Origin of the sequence: Enterococcus sp. AZ048, assembly GCF_051715125.1 — a bacterium.
GTDB lineage: Bacteria > Bacillota > Bacilli > Lactobacillales > Enterococcaceae > Enterococcus_A > Enterococcus_A gilvus.
In genome coordinates, this window is the sequence record NZ_JBIOTD010000002.1 from 660,909 (window position 1) to 678,005 (window position 17,097).

The window sequence follows — 17,097 nt, forward strand, 5'->3', positions numbered from 1 at the left end:
TGATTGGAAAATTATATAATCGTCGTGAAAGCAAGTCAACCAACAGTTGTTTGAAAGGTGTTGATTTGAAAGGAGAATATTTATGGCGGAGCAAAATACGAAAAAAACCAAAACCAAACAAAAGATTTATCAATCCCTTATCCAATTGTCCAAGCACAAGCCCGTAAGAGAGGTCACCGTCTCTGAGATTTGCCGCACCGCGTCCATCAATCGCTCGACCTTCTATTTGCATTACCAAGACATCTCTGACCTTATTTCAGAATTCCGTCAGACAAATATTTATGATTTTATCGACAGCGTCAAAGAAAAAAAGCTGCACCCGCGGACGATCGATCTCTCCGACAGTCCGACGACCTTTATTGATTACGAAGACCTAGTCAAGACCATTCAGCACGCCCAAACAGAAAAGGATATCGTGTCGATGCTCTTAGGAAAAAACGGCGACCCCGACTTTGTTAATGAATTAAAAAGTGCGATCCGCAACCTGATCGCCTACCTGCTAAAAGACCATTATCCGCAGTTACAGGCAAACTTCCCCGATGTCCCAGAAGATTACTTGGAGATCATTCTCTTCGATCCCTCGGCTGAGATCATCATGCACTGGATGGAAAAAGGAATGGAAGAATCCCCAGAAACAATCAGTGCCATTATCTCCTCTGCCCGAATCGTTGGACCGTTGACCCTGCTGCAAGATAAATAGCATCTCACCCGAAACACGCCACAAAAAATGGACGATCCCTCTCTGAGAAGGATCGTCCTATTATCGATCAATGGTTATTTTTCTGTTTCTTTTTATGAAGGATCTGCTCTTCAACTTCCTCACTCATGCACGATCAGATCCATAGGGTGCGGACCGGCCACACCGACAAAAATGAAGCGTTCTTCTCCGGTGTTCTTCATGCCATGCTGTTCGCCTGGTCGTGAGATGATCAGGTCGCCTTTCGTGATCGGGATTTCTTCGCCGTAGCCTGGATAGAAGGTGCCTTTTCCTTGAATACAGATCCACAGGTCATCTGAGGTTGTATGCGAGTGATTGAAGACGGTTTGCCCAGGCTCAAGACACCACAGCGCGCCGGCGGTTTTTTCTGTTTCATAGAAAAAGCTCTTTTTTCCTTCCTTTGGATCAAAACATGCGACGTTTTCTACTTTAAATAGTCGTTCTTCAATGTTTGATTTTGACATACTGTTTCTTCCTTTCTTAAAGCGCATTCATTTTTTGATAAAAGCGAAAGAGCTGTTCGGCTGTTTGTTGGATGCTTTTTAGGGTATTTTCAGGGTGCAGCAGCTCTTCTTCTGTTCCTAATGAGTGGAGGATCGAGAAGTAGGCGTCGATCCCATGATCGTTGCATTGGTAAGCATCTTCGGAGGTGCTGCCAGCGATGGCGATGAGCGGCTTGTCGTATTTTCGAGTGATTTTCGCTAATGCCGAGGGAACTTTTCCCATCACAGACTGTGCATCGAGTCTGCCTTCTCCTGTTATCACAAGGTCTGAGGCTTTGATTCGCTCGTCAAAGTGTTTTTCCTCGGCCAATCGTTGAAATCCAGGAAGGATCTCCCCATTTAAATAGGCAAGGAATGCAAAACCCAATCCTCCAGCGGCGCCAGCACCCGCTTTTTGAGAAAAATCTTTATTTAAATACGCTTTGGTCTGCTGGGCGAATTGCTGGAGCAGCCCATCGAAGGTCACAACCTCCGCTGGCTGAACACCTTTTTGCGGCCCAAAGATTGCCGTTGCCCCCTGTTCCCCTAACAACGGATTCGTCACATCGCTGGCAACAATAAACTGACAGTCTTTTAATTCGATCGGAACGTGGGAGTCCTCGACCTTCGCAATGTGTGCCATTTCACAAATCTGATGAGACAGTGCTTGACCGTCTTTGTCTAGAAAACGGTAGCCTAACGCTTGCAGCATCCCAAAACCGCCATCATTGGTGGCACTGCCCCCTAACCCAATCAGAAACTCTCGTTGTCCTTCTTGGACTAGGCGCCGAATCAATTCTCCTAAGCCATAGGTCGTTGCTCGCCAAGGGTCTTGTTCTGCCTTCTCGACTAGGGTGATTCCCGATGTCTCAGCGACTTCGAGAATCGCGCGTTCCCCCAACCGACCGTAGCGTGCTTCGATCGGCTTTCCCTGCGGTCCTGTCACGATCGCTGTCTTGATCGAGCCTGACGTTCCCGCTACGAAGGCTTCTACGGTCCCTTCCCCGCCATCGGCTACAGGTAAAATGTCGATGACGAGCGCCTCTTCATGCAGGGATTTCATTCCAGCTTGGATTCCTTTTTTTACAGCTTCGCCAGCTCCCAATGAACTGACGCTCCCTTTAAAAGAATCCATCGCGACGAGTATGTTCATAGTCGGACTCCTTTCGCTGCCTGCTAATTGACGACATTCACAGGTGTTCCTGCTTGGAATTTTTCAACATTTTCTACGGCGATCGCCATCAGTCGTGCGCGTGCTTCCCGAGAAGCCCACGCCATGTGAGGCGTAATGATCATGTTTTTCGCTTCTAATAGTGGATTGTCCTGTTTGATCGGCTCGGTGGACACGACATCCACGGCTGCCCCGCCAACTTTTCCGCTATTCAAGGCATCCCGCAGATCGGCTTCGTTGATCAATTGCCCGCGAGAATCGTTAACGATATAGACACCGTCCTTCATCTTTGCGATCGTTTCCTTGTTGATCAATCCTTCTGTTTCAGGAAACAGCGGACAATGCAACGAGATTACGTCGGATTCACTGAACAATTGGTCCAAGTCCACCATTTTCGCGCCCGCAACGATCCCTTCCGTGTGGCCTCTGTCATTGGCGATGACGGTCATTCCTAATGCGGCCGCGATCGCGCCGACCTTTTGACCGATGCGACCGTAGCCGATGATCCCGATTGTTTTGCCAGCCAGCTCCATTTGCGGTGAATTCCAGTAGCACCAATCCGCATTGGTGGTCCAATCCCCCGCGAAAACGGTCGTAGAATGCTCTCCGATACGGTGGCAGAGTTCTAAAAGCAGGGCGATGGCGTATTGTGCCACGCCGTCAGTTCCGTAGGTTGGAATATTGGTCACGGTGATTCCTTTTGCCTTCGCCGCCTCTACATCCACCACGTTGTAGCCGGTAGCCAAGACACCGATATATTTGAGATTCGTTGTGTGCGCCATGATTTCCTTGGTCAATTGGACCTTGTTCACTAAGACGATCTCTGCGTTGCCGATTCGCTCCACGACCTGATCCTGCGAGGAACGATCGTACACGGTCAAATCCCCTAGTTGTTCCAGTCCTTCCCAGCTCAGATCACCGGGATTTTCTGTGTAGCCGTCTAGTACGACGATTTTCATAAGAATCTTCCTCTCCTTTTAGTCTTCCAGTAATGCCCACGCACGCTCAATGACCCGTTTCGTATTCGCGACGATGATGTCTCCATCTTCATCTGGTCTTGGCTGCACTTCAAAGGACAATACCATCGGGGATTTTTCATCTAAAAACCCTTCCTGTTTCAATATTTGGAAGAAGTCCAGTAATTCTGGAACATCATTCGCACTGTTTGGATAGCCAAAGCGCGGGTGCAGATCGCCATATGCCTCGCAGCCCTCTGTCACTACGTTGTTGCCGATGTGCAGATGGGTAATATAGGGCTTGGTACACTGAATGACAAACTTGCTGGTTTCATAGGTCGTTGGAAAATGGGACAGGTCCACGATCAGCCCAAAGTTGTTGTGGGTCAAGCAGACATCTGCGGCAAATTGAGCAGCAAGAGGGGCTGGGCCGATCAGGGCACACTTGTCCATGTCATAATCAAAGATTTCCAACTCCACCATCATGTCCTTTTTCGCAGCATAGGTACACAAATTGCGCGTCGTTTTCAGCAATTGCTGATAGGCCTCTTCCTTCGTTCCGGCCTCCCATTTGCCCGAAAGAAAAGCGATCCCTCTCGCACCTAGATATTCTGCTTCATCGATGGCTTCCAGCAAGGTTTTCTCTGCTTTTAGCCGCTCTTCCTCATTAATCGCATTCGGATTTAAGCCGGGGCCCAATAGACGCGGCTGCGCTCCGTAGCATACACGAATGTGGCTTTGTGCCAAAATATCTCGAGCCTTCTTCCGCTCGTCATCGTCTACTACTTGAGTCATCTCGACCGCATTAAAATAAGGGTCTCTTGAAATTTTCGTCAAGGTCTCTAGTAGCGGATAGTCCTTCGGCGGATAGCTCATCCATTGAATCAAGCCCATATCGAAATATTTATGAATACTTTCTCTCATTCTTCTTCACTCGCTTTCTTTTGATTGGTGCTACACAAACGATTTCACGTTGTCCAACGCCGTTCCCATGTCGCATAATTGTTCCGGTTTACAGATCGCATCGATCACATACGTTTTATTGGATTGCTTCGCCCGATCAATCGCGCCTCTTAGTTCATCTGGAGTAAATACCCGTTCGCCGACGCAGCCGAAGCCCTCAGCAACTTTTACATAATCCATCGTCCCGTCTTGGTTGTAGGGCATATCGACAGCATATTCAAAGCCGTATGCGCCTTTTTGATTTTGGCGAATCAAGCCTAGATAGGCATTATTGACGATGATCACGATGATCGGTTTCTTGAAGGCCGCCGCGACGGCGATCTCCTCACCCATAAAGGTAAAGCCGAAATCCCCTAGCACGGTAACAGAGTGTGCAGCTGGATCAGCCACCTTTGCCCCGAAAGCAGCAGGAACTTCATAGCCCAAGGTGCCGGCGCCCCCAGATGGCAAATAGCGACGAGCGCGGTTGATCTTTTGCAATTGTCCGCTCCAGATTTGTGTAATGCCGCAGCCGGCAGTGAACATGGTGGCATCATCAAAGGCAGCATTCATCTCATGAAAAACCCGATGCGGCATCATTGGTTTGCTGTCAAAATCGGTTTTGCGAGCCAATTCTTTTCTTGCGGCAGGCAGATCCGCCGATCGCTTAGAATTAATGGGTTTCACGTTGCGTGCCTTCGCTTCCGCGATCAGGGCGGTCAACGCTTCTTTGGCATCAGAAACGATTCCTAGCTCTGGCTCAAAAACTTTGCCGATTTGTCTTTTTTCGATATCGATATGGATAAATTGACGGCCTTCACGGTAAACAGCCAAATTTCCTGTATGGCGATCCGTGAAGCGATTGCCCATGCCGATGACCACATCAGAATCCAAGAAATAGCGATTGCCGATCGGCTGTCCGACTTGAATTCCGGCATGTCCCGCGTTTAATGGGTGCTCTTCCGGTAACCCGCCTTTTGCCATATAAGTCGTGATTACAGGGATTTCTAACATCTCTGCAAATTCGATTAGCTCTTTTTCTGCATGAGACAGAATCACACCGCCGCCCATAACAATAATCGGTGCGTTAGCTTTTTGGATCATATCCATCGCTTGTTGGATCTTCGCAGCTTCAGGTGTCACTGTCTCCTTGGCGGCCGGCTGATAGTCAGCGATGTCAAAGTCGATGTCCGTCTGTTGGATATCTAAAGGCAAGTCCAGCAGCACAGGCCCGGGCTTTCCATTGCGCATCAGATAAAATGCCTCCTGCATGATTTCTGGAATCTTCTCCGCCTCTAAGACACAAAAGACTTTCTTACAAACGGTTTTGGCAATGCTCTCCATATCGACACATTGAAACGCATCCTGTTTCATCTGCCAGCTATTGGCTTGACCGGTGATGGCAAGAACTGGAATCGAATCAATCTGCGCCGTGTACAGTCCCGTAACAAAATTAGTCGCGCCTGGCCCTGACGTACAAAGTGCCGCGCTGATTTTGTGAGAGGCACGGTAATACCCATCCGCCGCATGCATACACGCTTCCTCATGCCGCATACAAAAATGTTCGATCGGCGCCTCCTCCAGATACTTATAGACTGGATTGATCCCTGCGCCTGGAATGCCGAAAGCATCTGTAATTCCTTCCTTAACCATAATCTGAACGATCGCATCTGCTGCTTTCATATCCATTCCTTCTTCCTTTTTTAATTTCACTATGTGATATTGCGTTTCACTTTATTGCATGTTACCATGTGAGCAATTGCCAAACAATGTAACCGGTTTATTTTTGTCAGCCGAAAAATCGATTTGTTCAAGTTGGACAAAAGTAAAGCGAAACCGAGTTTTAAAGGAGATAAAAAATGGAAGAAAAACAATTAAAAATCAACCATTCCGTACAAAAAGCCTTTACGATCATCGAGCTGATGGCGGCGGCGGAAGATCCACTCTCCCTCCGCAGCATCTCGACGCAGACGAACCTTCCAAAAGCCACGGCCTTGAGATTGCTCTATACGTTGATGACGATGGGGTATGTCCAGCAAAATCAAGGGAACGCAGACTATTCCCTCTCTTTGAAATTCAAGCTGCTGACCAATGACAGCGACATCAGCCAAGACATCGTCGCCTATGTTCGCCCTTATATGCAGCAGATGTCTAAAGAGCTGGGTGAAGCAACCTGTCTTTCGATTTGTGACAATCAAGAACTGGTCTATGTCGAATCCATCGACAGCCAAGACAACCTGTTGACCGTCACCCAAAAAATCGGAAAGCGGGCGCCGCTGTATTGTACCGGCTCTGGAAAGCTGTATTTAGCAAATATGCCTGCGGATGAGCTGCAGCATTATTTAGACCACACGTCATTGATGCCTCTGACAACTCAGACGAAAGCCACAAAAAAAGAGCTCGCGGCTGAACTCGCCTTAGTAAAAAAACAAGGCTATTCGATCGACGATGAAGAATGCGAGATCGGGGTAAAATGTGTCGCCGTTCCATTACTAGACAAGCAGCGATCGGTTCTTGCGACGATCAGCGTCTCGATGCCGACGATTCGTGCGACAGAGGAAATGCTTCAAGAAACGATCACTCTGCTCACCCACACAGTAGCAACCCTTGAAAAATGATTTTTTGACCCTGGCCCTCAGAAAATAATAGGAGATTACTATGACATCATTAAAAGAAATTTTGCAAACACCAAGATTCTCTGAACTGTCGCTCCTCAATCAAAAGGCTGACCTAGAACGGCCGCTAGATACGATCGAAATTTTTGAAACGCCTGATATTCTTTACTATATTCCGAAAAATGCCCTGCTCGTCACTACAGGCATGGCGTTTTGTGAGGACCCTGACGGACTGTGCACTCTTGTCAAATCACTGGCAGAGCTGCCTTCCGCTGGATTGGCGATCAAGCTTGGGCGTTATTTACCTCATGTGGACGCGCAGGTTTTAGCATTAGCGGACGACTTGAACTTTCCTATTTTGCAAATCCCTGTCAGTATGCCGTTGGGAGATATCTCCCATAAGCTGTTGAGCTTTTTATGGCACGACCAAACCGAGCAGGTCTTTTTTGCTTTGGAGATTCAGCAAAAGTTTGTCAATTTGATGGTTCATGGCGCCTCTTTTGAGATTTTGATCAAAGAGCTCAGTTCCATGATCCAGCAATCGGTCCTGTTGATCGATCCTTTTGGGAAGATCGTCAGCTCTCACCTACAATTTTCAAATTCAGCGGTATTGAAGGATAGAAAAGAAGCCTTCTTAGAAAAAATTCGTGAATGTCAGTTAAAGAAGCAGCGGGAGACGCTGTTATTTGATTTTGCCCATGAAAAGATGCTGATCAGCATCTTCCCTCTTAATTCAGATCGTTACTTGCCTTACATGCTTGTTATCTTCGAGCCCGACAAGCTGCCCTATCCCTTCTCTCAGTTTGTCATTCAGCAGTCCCTGACTGTTTTAACACTAGCCTTGTATAAAGAACAAACTCTGCTAAATGAAAAAAGAGCCGAACGCAGAAATCTTTTGACCTATTTATTAAGCCGCAAGACCTCCTCGGAGGAAGACACGGATTGGCTCCATTACAAAAGGCACTTTCCTAAGCTCAACTCCACTTATTACCGCGTGATTTTTATCCATTCTTTTATAAAAAAGGACCAGCATTATTATGTAAAAGAGATCGATGCACTCATTTATGACTATCTCTTTCAAGAAGTCGAGAAAAAATCTGAGAATATTTTGCTTTTTCCAACGGAGAATCTCAATCAGATGGTGCTAGTCCTTCAGAAGAAAGCGGAGATTTTACCGATTTTAGAAAAGCTCCACAAAGAGCTGTTGGATCTCTTTGGTATTTATGCACGATTTGGTATTGGTGATCCTGTTAATAATATCGACCTGCTCCACTTCTCCTACAAAGAAAGCAAGCAAGCGCTGGAAGAATCCGAAGATCGTACGACGTTTGTTTCCTATAATAAGATCCAGGGAATCAAGCGCATCACTGAAAATGTATCCAATGAAGACATGCGCTATTTCTGCATATCGATTTTGAAAAATTTAGCCTATCCTGAGAATGAACAAGACCAAGAGATGAGAAAGACCTTGATGACCTATCTCGATCAACAATGCGAGATCACTAAAACTGCCGAAATGTTATTTATCCATCGCAATACGGTCAAATACCGCATCAAAAAATGCGAGGAGCTTTTAAACAATAACATCGATCATCCTGAATTTTCTTTACAGCTGCGTGTCGCGTTGTTCCTCTCTGATCCCGAAGCGAAGGACATCGAATAGCCAAAAAAACAGACGACTGAGCCAGCATCACTGCCGCTTAGTCGTCTGTTTTTAGTTATCGGTTAATACATCGTTTCCATCACCTCAGCCGCTGCTTCTTTTTCTTGATAATATTTATTGATCCCATAAAAAACAAGCGTTCCTGCAACGATGATCCCGATGGCTAAATAAAAGGCGTAGACCTTTGTGCCTGTCGCATCAGAGATCATCCCTGTAACAGACGGGACGATGACCGAGGCAGACATGCCGAAGAAATTAAAGACACCATAAGTAGTAGCGATACTTTTCTTCGGGGCAAATTGCCCTAGCCATGAAATAATGATTGGTTCAACGGCAAGTTTACCGAAGAATCCGTAGGCCATTATCCCAATGATCAATAACACCTGATTATTAGTAGTGATCGTCATAAAGAGCACACTTGCTGCTAAAATTTCTAGCAGGATGATGATCGTTGTTTTTTTATGAGGAATCTTATCTGCGATCCGGCTGAAAAACAACGCCCCTGGTATTGCCGTAAAGAAGACTAAGGAAGACGCAATCCCAATGCCTGTCCCTTGGAAGCCGCGTTCAGTTTCTAAAAAATTGGGCAGCCACGTGTCGATCAGATAGTATGTGTACAGCGTCGAAAAGTACAACACGTATGCAGCGATCATCGGCAATTTGAAAAGATCCTTGAGTGTGCCCTTTGGCTTTGCAGCTGTTTGTACCTGTGGGGCGGGCATCGGTTTTTCTTCACGAATCATTTTTTTGAAGACACCCAACATCACGACGATCAAGAGCGCCGTCATAAGTAATAACGATTGCCATGGCAACACCCCTTCTCCAACTAAAAAGCTGGAAGAGACTAATCCTAAGCCGCTGCCAATGGCCGTCCCGCTATTTACGATCGCGGTAGCCAAACTCTTCTTGTTCGCTGGAACATATTCTGTCGTCAGTGAATACGCCACGCCATAATAAGTACCACAGCCTAAGCCTGCCAGCACACTCCCGAGAAAGACGGTGGATAAGGCCGATGCCGACGCCACGATCAGTGTTCCAAGGCCAAATAGCAAGAATCCAGGAATCAAAATCTTTTTTTTCCCAAACCGATCCACTAACAGGCCCGATGGAATCTGCATGCTTACATACCCTAAAAAGTAGAAACTCGATATATTGCCCAAGCTTGAATCCGTTGCTCCGCCAAAGTACGCGCTGATAATAGGATAGATCGGCGTAAGAACCATCCGATAGATCCAGATCACCACCCACCCGGCGGTCAGGATAAAAATGATTTGCTTCCAATAGGGAGCTCGCGTTGTTCTTGTTTGTTCTTCCATGTTTATACGTCCTCCCTTACATGACACCCTTAATGGCCCGCATGGTCAACGATGCAGGCCACCTATTTCTCCCTTATTTTTTGATAAATTCCCCTGGGAAGTCTGCGGTCACGCCTGCTTCCTGACTGTAGATCGATTCGCCCCGTAAGATTGTTTGAACCACCTGTGCGCCGATCTCGCGTCCAATATAAGGACTGATTTTGTTGCGGTATTCCAGGTCTTCCGCTTGCAGCGTATAGGCCGCCTTTGGTTTGATCAATACGAAATCCGCGTCTTTGCCGATACTGATCCGTCCTTTTGTATCCAGATCATAGCGATCTGCTGGATTGGTCGCGATCACATCCGCGAACATTTTCAAGCTCATTCCACGTTTTTGGACCCCTTCGTCAAACATCACATCAACATTGTTTTGAACGCCGGAGATACCGCCCCACGCTTCAAAGGCATTTTCTTTATCCTTTAAATCAGGGGTACATGGAGAATGATCCGATGTCACAAAAGCGATCTCTCCTGCCAATAATTTATCCCACATCGCTTTTCGTGTTTCCAGATCGCGAATTGGCGGAGAACATTTCACCACCGGTCCAATAGCATCCAATTCATCCGTATGGAAATATAAATAATGTGTACACGTTTCACAGGTAACGTCCACGCCCTCTGCACGAGCTTTCGTTACTTCCTCAACCCCTTCAGGACACGCAACGTGACAAATGTGGATGCGGCAGCCCGTTTCTTTCGCCAAAAGAATCGCTCGACGAATCGGCTCAACTTCCGTGAAGACTGGGCGGCTTTCTACATAGGCCTTCAATGTCGTCTCCCCATTGGCATAGGCAATCTCCCCTAATTTATCCGTGATCGCCGCATTCTCCGCATGGATCGCTAGAACCTTGCCTGTTTCTGCGATTTGCTTCATCCCTTCATATAAAGAATAGTCATCCACATTCATGAAATCGCCATCGATCGTCCGGTCGCCGCAAGTCGCCATGAAACATTTATAAGCCGCGACACCACCATCGTTTAATTCTTGAATACCACCCTTCAAATTTAACGGCGTCAATCCGCCAAAGGAGCCTACATCGGAGCGTAATTTGTTTTTCCCAGCTGAATACTTGATTTCTAAGCTTTCAGCGTCGGTCGTAGCAGGAACTTGATTCAAAGGCATTTCCATAAAGGAGGTAACGCCACCTTTAGCACAAGAAGCAGTCCCGGTCACATAGCCTTCCCACTCATCCCGGTACCCGCCGCCAGGATCTGTGATGTGGACATGTGCGTCCACCATTCCTGGGCTGACCACTAAACCTGACGCGTCGATCACTTTATCGCCGTCTAACCCCTTGCCGATGGCGACAATGATGCCGTCCTTGACTGCGACATCCGTCTCAACTTCCCCGCTTTCTAAAATGACTAAACCGTTTTTGATAACTAAATCATGATTCATACTTTTCCATCCTCTCTTTTTTTAAAGTCAATTTAATCAAAAGCCTCTTCGGTCGTATCCTCCGAGCCTAATTTCCTTAAGACATAATAAATAGCAAATGCGCAGGAGAAGCCGACGAGCCAAGACACGTTTGAGATCGCCTGCAATGCGGGAATGAACTGACCGCTCAATGAAATCAGCAAGGCAATGATCGTCGCGATGTAGGCTTGACGATTTAATCCCCGATACACATTTTTTGTATTGTTTTCTTTTGGATCAATATAAAGTGCGTCCAAATTGATCGTTTGATCCTTGATAAAGAAATAATGAGCGATCATGACCCCTGCCACCGGTCCTAAAACTGCCCCAATCGAATTTAAGAAAATAAAGATGCTGTCGGCATTTTCCATCAATTTCCATGGCATGATCAGGTAGCTGATGACACTGGCGATGACTACACCTTTTTTGTAATCGACTTTTTTAGGGAACAACGCCGACAATTGGTACGCCGCCGGGATAATATTCCCTGTCGCATTCGTAGAGATCGTGGTCAGTAAAAATACTGTCATCGCGATAATGACTGCCGGGAAATTGTCCCACCGATCAACAATGTTCAGCACGTTCCATTCCTGAATACCGTAGTGAATCGAGCCGCCAATCAAGATCGCCACACTGGAGAGAGCAAAGATCACGTAGGCAACTAACAGACTCGCCATCTGCCCCACCGTTTGATCTTTTGTCGATTTGGCGTTCTGAGTAAAGTCGGAGACGCTTGCCCCAGGTGCTGCCCATACAGCTAACACCGAATTAATGATCATAAAATACGCGAATATCGGATTGATACTTTGAGTCGCTCCGCTTGTATCGAAGGATAAAATCGCTCCGATCCCGCCTGCTGCACGAACCGCCCAGATCGCCATGCCCCCGAAGACGAGATAGATCAACGGACTTAGTATCGCCGTGAATTTGTTTAAGATGTTGCCGCCGCCGATTCCAATCAGCATATTGAGCGCCCAAAACAAGGTGAATGCCAGCAATCCCGGAATGCCGATTCCGAAGAAACTAGCTGAACCGCCGACCGCCAAGAAGCCGGGCCAAATTTTTCCAATCAATATTAAAAGTGCTAATGATCCCGTATAATTCTGTAGGCCAAACCAAGCGATCGCCGCGACACATCCACGGAGAAAACCGGGAAGCTTGGCGCCAATATCACCGTACGTCGACCGCAAATGAAGCGCGAAAGGAATGCCGTATTTTGAGCCCGCCCGTCCATTCATGGTCATAAACAACGCAACAACAAGTGCACTGATGATCAACGCCATCATGACATTTATTGGTGACAACCCTAAAAATAGAAACCCTCCAACCGCCGTATAATTAGGAATGTTATGCACAGAACCCATCCAGAGAGTAAAATAATTTTTTGCCCCCATGTTTCGCTTCTCCGGTGTTTTAGGCAGCATATCATCGTTGTAGCCCCGCTCTTTAAATCGAGCGACTTCTTCTTCTGAAACTTGATAATCTGTGTTTTCCACTGGTGCGCCTCCTTCTTCAATTAAAACGTGCTCCTTTTCTAACTGACCTTATTGTAAGCGTTTTAAAAACAATGCACATTAGTCGAAAGAACAAAAACGATCGCCCCTTTTTGTTCACTATGAACAAGCACTTTTTTTGTTTTTAAGCGTATGATATGAGGTATATTCATGCGTTTAAAAAAGAGGCTACTTACTATCCAGTGACGATCACTAAATACGAAGTAGCCTCCTCTATCTGCTTATTCTTTTTGTTCCATCAACTCTGTATAACTTTTTGTTCCATTAAAAATATCAAGGTTAAGCTCGTTCTCATCACTCGCGATGATCATCGCGACCAGCACATCAACATCGACGTTTAACAATGTTCTGAATACGCCAGAAAACCAATCGATCCCAGCCAATAAAGCGATGCTCTCCGTCGGCAAGCCAAGCATCGGCATCACTGTCGCTAATGCTACCAAGCCGCCGCCGGGAACAACGACTGTTCCTAAACACGCTAGCGTTGAGAGCAAGACTGCTTGTGCCAATTGACCGATCCCAAGTTCGATACTGAAAAACTGGGCAAAGGTGACGATCGACAAGGAAAGATACATCGACAAGCCATTGCTGTTCAGGCTCATTCCTAGAGGCATCACGAGCTTATTGATTCGGTCTCCGATCCCTAATTTTTCTCGTCCATCTTCTATCTTGATTGGTAATGAAATAGCCGAAGACGTTGTTGTAACAGCGATCATGGTGATTCGCCAGATGTTTTTTATCAATCGTGGAAGACTGACTTTACAGTAGACAGCGGTTATCACAAACCAAATGAGCAAATACAAGACCGCCGCGACACCAAAGGTCAACAGAAACTTCATGAGTGTTCCTAACACACCGATTCCGATATCGCCGACAACTGCCGCGATCAAACTGAAAATACCGATGGGTGCTAATTTCATGATCATCGTGACCATTCTCAAAACAACGTTGTTGAAGCTAGAGATCCAATCTAAAATGTGCGTGCTGTTCTCGTCGCTTTTGATCACACTTAAGGCCAAACCAAACATCAGGGAAAAGACGATGACTTGGATCATATTCGCTTCCGCCATTGCGGAGACGATATTTTGCGGGATAAAGCCTAAGACTACTTCCTGCAGCCCACCCTCATTGACAGCTAGATCACTCACCCCGGAGAGGGTATTTTCCAAGCCAACACCGGGTTTAAAGACGAGTCCGAAGACGATCCCGATTGCTGCGGCTACGACGGTTGACCCCATGAACCACAGGACCAGTCTTACGCCTATTTTTCGCAGCTCTTTGATTTCCAATCCGCCGACTGCTTCTATCACTGATCCCATGATCAAGACAACTACAGACATTTGGATCAGGCGTAAAAATAAGTCACCGACGAGTTTGATGCCTACAATGTTCTTTTGAAAGACTGCGCCAAATAAAATCCCTAGGACCATCGCTATCATGATTTGATTGGTCAAGCTTATTTTTCGAAGTGCTCGCATGCGTTTACCTCGCTCTCTTATACAGAAAAAACGGCCGTGACTACTTGGCTTTCTTTAGATTGGATAATAGGAAGAGAATCGACCCAACGACCAGCAAAACGATCGCAATATAAAAGCCCATTACTTTTGATCCCGTTGCATCAGAAATCGAACCCGTCAATGTCGGCGCGATAACTGAGGACATCATTCCAAAGAAATTAAATACACCCAATGTTGTTCCAATACCCACTTGCGGCGCATTTTCACCGAGCCAAGAAATAATGATCGGCTCAACCGCTAATTTACCTAAAAATCCATACATAATCAAGGCGATCATCAAGAAGGTCGATGTTGATGAGCGAACCGTGATCAATAGCATCACTGCCGCCAAAAGTTCAAGGATCACAATAAAACGAATTTTTTTATCCATATATTTGTCTGCTAATTTACTAAAGAACAGAGCGCCCGGAATCGAAGCAAAAGCCACCAATGAAGAAGAGAATCCGATCGCTGCGCCTTGGAATCCACGTTCCGTTCCCAAGAAATTTGGCAGCCATGTCACGGTCATGTAGTAGGCATAGCATGTCGCAAAATAGAGAATGTACGTAAACAGCATCGCCGGAGACAATAAGGTTTTCATTGATACGGCTTCTTTCGGCTTCTCTTCAACCACTTCTTTTGGCTGATTGAAGGCCACGTCGTCTTTATTGCTGCGGATCACTAAGCTGAAAGCTGCTAACATTACCAAAATAAGTGCCATCGAGATATACATCATGACTTGCCAAGGGAGACCCAATTGGACAACCAAGTAACTGGAGAGGATCATCCCGATCCCGGACCCTACAGCAGAACCGCTATTAACGATCGCTGTGGAGAAGCTTTTCTTTTCCGCCGGAATGTTTTGCGAAGTCAGTGAGTACGCCGAGCCATAGAAGGAGCCGCAGCCGATCCCTGCCATGAAACTTCCGATATAGATCATTGAGATCGTTGAAGCTTGAGAAATAATAAAAGCGGCTAATGCGAAGAAGATGAATCCTGGGATCAGGACTTTCTTCTTACCGATTTTATCTACTAAAAACCCTGCAGGTATCTGCATGATCACATACCCTAGGAAATAGAAACTTGAGATGGAGCCTAATGCCGTATCTGAGACGTTTCCTCCCAGTGACGCATTGATTTGCGGATACACAGGTGACAAGGCCGAACGGTAAATCCAAATCGACACCCATCCTGAGCAAAGTAAAACGATGATTTTCTTCCAATATTCCATACCGATTCGTTCGTTGTTCATTTCCATCTTTCTTCCCCCGTCTACATCTAGTTAGTTGTATCTTTTCAACACTACGTTCCTTAACCGTTTGTACCGTTCGCATCTTCTACTCTTATTGTAAAGTGAGTCCTCTTCAGATACATTTAACAGTACGAACAAATGTGAAATTCTTTTTGTGCGCTTTAACTAATCACATACTGATAAGTCCTTACACTTCATACACCTGCAAGGCTGCTTTAGTCGCTTCCCCTTTAGTGATTTCCGCTCCGTAATAGATCAGGGCTGCCTCTAATGCGCCTAAAACGTGCAGAACATTTTCGCGTCGGCTGCTGTAGCCCATGTTCCCGATCCGCCACACTTTTCCTTTTAAATCGCCAAACGAAGAGGCAATCTCGACTCCAAATACTTCCAAGAGCATGCTGCGGATCGCTTCACCGTCATCGGCTCCTTCTGGAATTAAAATAGGGGTCACAGTCGGCATTTTAGTTTCCATATTTCCGAAGAAACCAAGCCCCATCGCCTGAATCCCTGCCACGATCGCATCATCATTTAATTGATGACGTGCCCACACATTCTCGATGCCTTCGTTGATCATCGCGCGCAGCCCTTCATGCAAGGCGTAAATCATTGTCGTTGCCTCTGTGTGATGATTGATTCGTTCGGAGTTCCAGTAACGCTGCAACTGGCTTAAATCCAAATAATTGCTGCTGATAGGATTGTCGTTGCGATCGACTTTGCTTAAGCCCAACTCTTTTTGGTAGCGGCTCGTCAACACCTTTTCAACGCGGTCATTATAGGTAATCAGAGACATGCCAGAAGGCACGCTCACACATTTTTGCGTTCCGCCGATCGCCATATCGACCTTCCATTCGTCGACATATATCGGCACACCACCGTATGTTGCGACCATATCGACCACAAAGAAAATATCCCGTTCACGACAAGCCGCACCGATTTTATCCAACGCCTGCATCTGACCGTTGGCGGTTTCTCCGTGGACCATCGTGACGATCTTTGGTTGAAAATCATCGATGGCTTTAATGATGACTTCCTGATCAAAAGGCTCTGTCCATTCTTTCTCCAAATACTTTACGTCCGCTTTTGCTCGTTCGCAGATTTCTCCCAAAAGGTATGCAAAACGACCATATACCGGAATCAGTACCTTATCTCCCGGTTCGATAAGTGCGATTAAAGCAGCTTCTAAGCCTGAGCGGGATGTCCCGTCAATTGCAAAAGCTTGCTCATTTTTCGTTCCGAAAGGGATCTTGATCATTTCTTTGACCGCATCCATAATTGTTAAAAAGGCTGGATCAAATTGGCCCAAGATCGTTGAGCTCATCACTCTCAATACATTGGGATGGGCTTCTACCGGACCTGGGGTCATAATGGTACGACGCGGGATGACTAATTCTGAAAACATATAAATTCCTCTTTTCTCTTTTTGAGTTGCGACATTGTGGTTGTCTACTTCGCATAATCATTCATATTTTTTAGCCAAAATAACTAAAATAGTCTTGTTTCTCGAGACCCCCTTGCC

General features: G+C 46.3%; 14 protein-coding genes. 3 read left to right on the forward strand and 11 right to left on the reverse strand.

The window, feature by feature from the left end; genetic code table 11:
- Positions 1 to 82: 82 nt before the first annotated feature.
- The gene (locus IGI66_RS16985; protein ID WP_316406833.1) at positions 83 to 700 is read left to right on the forward strand and encodes a TetR/AcrR family transcriptional regulator; all 618 of its coding nucleotides are present in this window, start codon (positions 83 to 85) and stop codon (positions 698 to 700) included.
- 119 nt (positions 701 to 819) lie between these two features.
- Here the strand turns inward: IGI66_RS16985 and IGI66_RS16990 are convergent, their stop codons facing one another.
- From IGI66_RS16990 to IGI66_RS17010, 5 genes are read right to left on the reverse strand one after another with little or no spacing between them, the layout of a single operon-like run.
- A complete protein-coding gene (locus tag IGI66_RS16990; protein WP_010778672.1) occupies positions 820 to 1,182 on the reverse strand; it encodes a cupin domain-containing protein in 363 nt (120 codons plus the stop codon).
- Between the two features lie 16 nt (positions 1,183 to 1,198).
- Positions 1,199 to 2,353: a glycerate kinase family protein gene (locus tag IGI66_RS16995; RefSeq protein ID WP_438849692.1), complete on the reverse strand. Its 1,155-nt coding sequence runs from the start codon at positions 2,351 to 2,353 to the stop codon at positions 1,199 to 1,201.
- Between the two features lie 23 nt (positions 2,354 to 2,376).
- Positions 2,377 to 3,330 carry a D-2-hydroxyacid dehydrogenase gene (locus tag IGI66_RS17000; protein ID WP_438849693.1) on the reverse strand — a complete coding sequence of 318 codons (954 nt, stop codon included), beginning with the start codon at positions 3,328 to 3,330 and terminating at the stop codon, positions 2,377 to 2,379.
- Between the two features lie 18 nt (positions 3,331 to 3,348).
- Positions 3,349 to 4,251 (reverse strand): sugar phosphate isomerase/epimerase family protein, encoded by a 903-nt coding sequence (locus IGI66_RS17005; protein ID WP_438849694.1) that lies wholly within the window; start codon positions 4,249 to 4,251, stop codon positions 3,349 to 3,351.
- 30 nt (positions 4,252 to 4,281) lie between these two features.
- Complete coding sequence (locus IGI66_RS17010) at positions 4,282 to 5,958, reverse strand: thiamine pyrophosphate-dependent enzyme (protein WP_438849695.1); 1,677 nt, start codon at positions 5,956 to 5,958, stop codon at positions 4,282 to 4,284.
- 170 nt (positions 5,959 to 6,128) lie between these two features.
- Between IGI66_RS17010 and IGI66_RS17015 the strand changes: the two genes are divergently transcribed.
- Both IGI66_RS17015 and IGI66_RS17020 read left to right on the forward strand, forming a co-directional pair.
- A complete protein-coding gene (locus IGI66_RS17015; RefSeq protein ID WP_010778677.1) occupies positions 6,129 to 6,887 on the forward strand; it encodes an IclR family transcriptional regulator in 759 nt (252 codons plus the stop codon).
- Positions 6,888 to 6,927: 40 nt separating this feature from the next.
- The gene (locus IGI66_RS17020) at positions 6,928 to 8,547 is read left to right on the forward strand and encodes a PucR family transcriptional regulator (protein WP_438849696.1); all 1,620 of its coding nucleotides are present in this window, start codon (positions 6,928 to 6,930) and stop codon (positions 8,545 to 8,547) included.
- 62 nt (positions 8,548 to 8,609) lie between these two features.
- On the opposite strand, the gene IGI66_RS17025 is transcribed toward IGI66_RS17020, so the two are convergent.
- The 6 genes from IGI66_RS17025 to IGI66_RS17050 all read right to left on the reverse strand — a co-directional run bounded on the left by IGI66_RS17025 (position 8,610) and on the right by IGI66_RS17050 (position 16,980).
- Complete coding sequence (locus tag IGI66_RS17025; RefSeq protein WP_438849697.1) at positions 8,610 to 9,863, reverse strand: MFS transporter; 1,254 nt, start codon at positions 9,861 to 9,863, stop codon at positions 8,610 to 8,612.
- Positions 9,864 to 9,936: 73 nt separating this feature from the next.
- Positions 9,937 to 11,301 carry an allantoinase AllB gene (allB, locus tag IGI66_RS17030; RefSeq protein ID WP_010778680.1) on the reverse strand — a complete coding sequence of 455 codons (1,365 nt, stop codon included), beginning with the start codon at positions 11,299 to 11,301 and terminating at the stop codon, positions 9,937 to 9,939.
- Positions 11,302 to 11,333: 32 nt separating this feature from the next.
- Positions 11,334 to 12,815, reverse strand: coding sequence for an allantoin permease (gene allW, locus IGI66_RS17035; protein ID WP_438849699.1), 1,482 nt, complete (start codon positions 12,813 to 12,815; stop codon positions 11,334 to 11,336).
- Positions 12,816 to 13,054: 239 nt separating this feature from the next.
- The gene (locus IGI66_RS17040; protein WP_086304487.1) at positions 13,055 to 14,311 is read right to left on the reverse strand and encodes a dicarboxylate/amino acid:cation symporter; all 1,257 of its coding nucleotides are present in this window, start codon (positions 14,309 to 14,311) and stop codon (positions 13,055 to 13,057) included.
- A gap of 40 nt (positions 14,312 to 14,351) precedes the next feature.
- Entirely contained in the window at positions 14,352 to 15,587 is a 1,236-nt protein-coding gene (locus IGI66_RS17045) for an MFS transporter (RefSeq protein WP_010778683.1), read from the reverse strand.
- A 181-nt stretch (positions 15,588 to 15,768) separates the two neighbouring features.
- Positions 15,769 to 16,980, reverse strand: coding sequence for a pyridoxal-phosphate-dependent aminotransferase family protein (locus IGI66_RS17050; protein ID WP_086304486.1), 1,212 nt, complete (start codon positions 16,978 to 16,980; stop codon positions 15,769 to 15,771).
- Positions 16,981 to 17,097 lie beyond the last annotated feature (117 nt).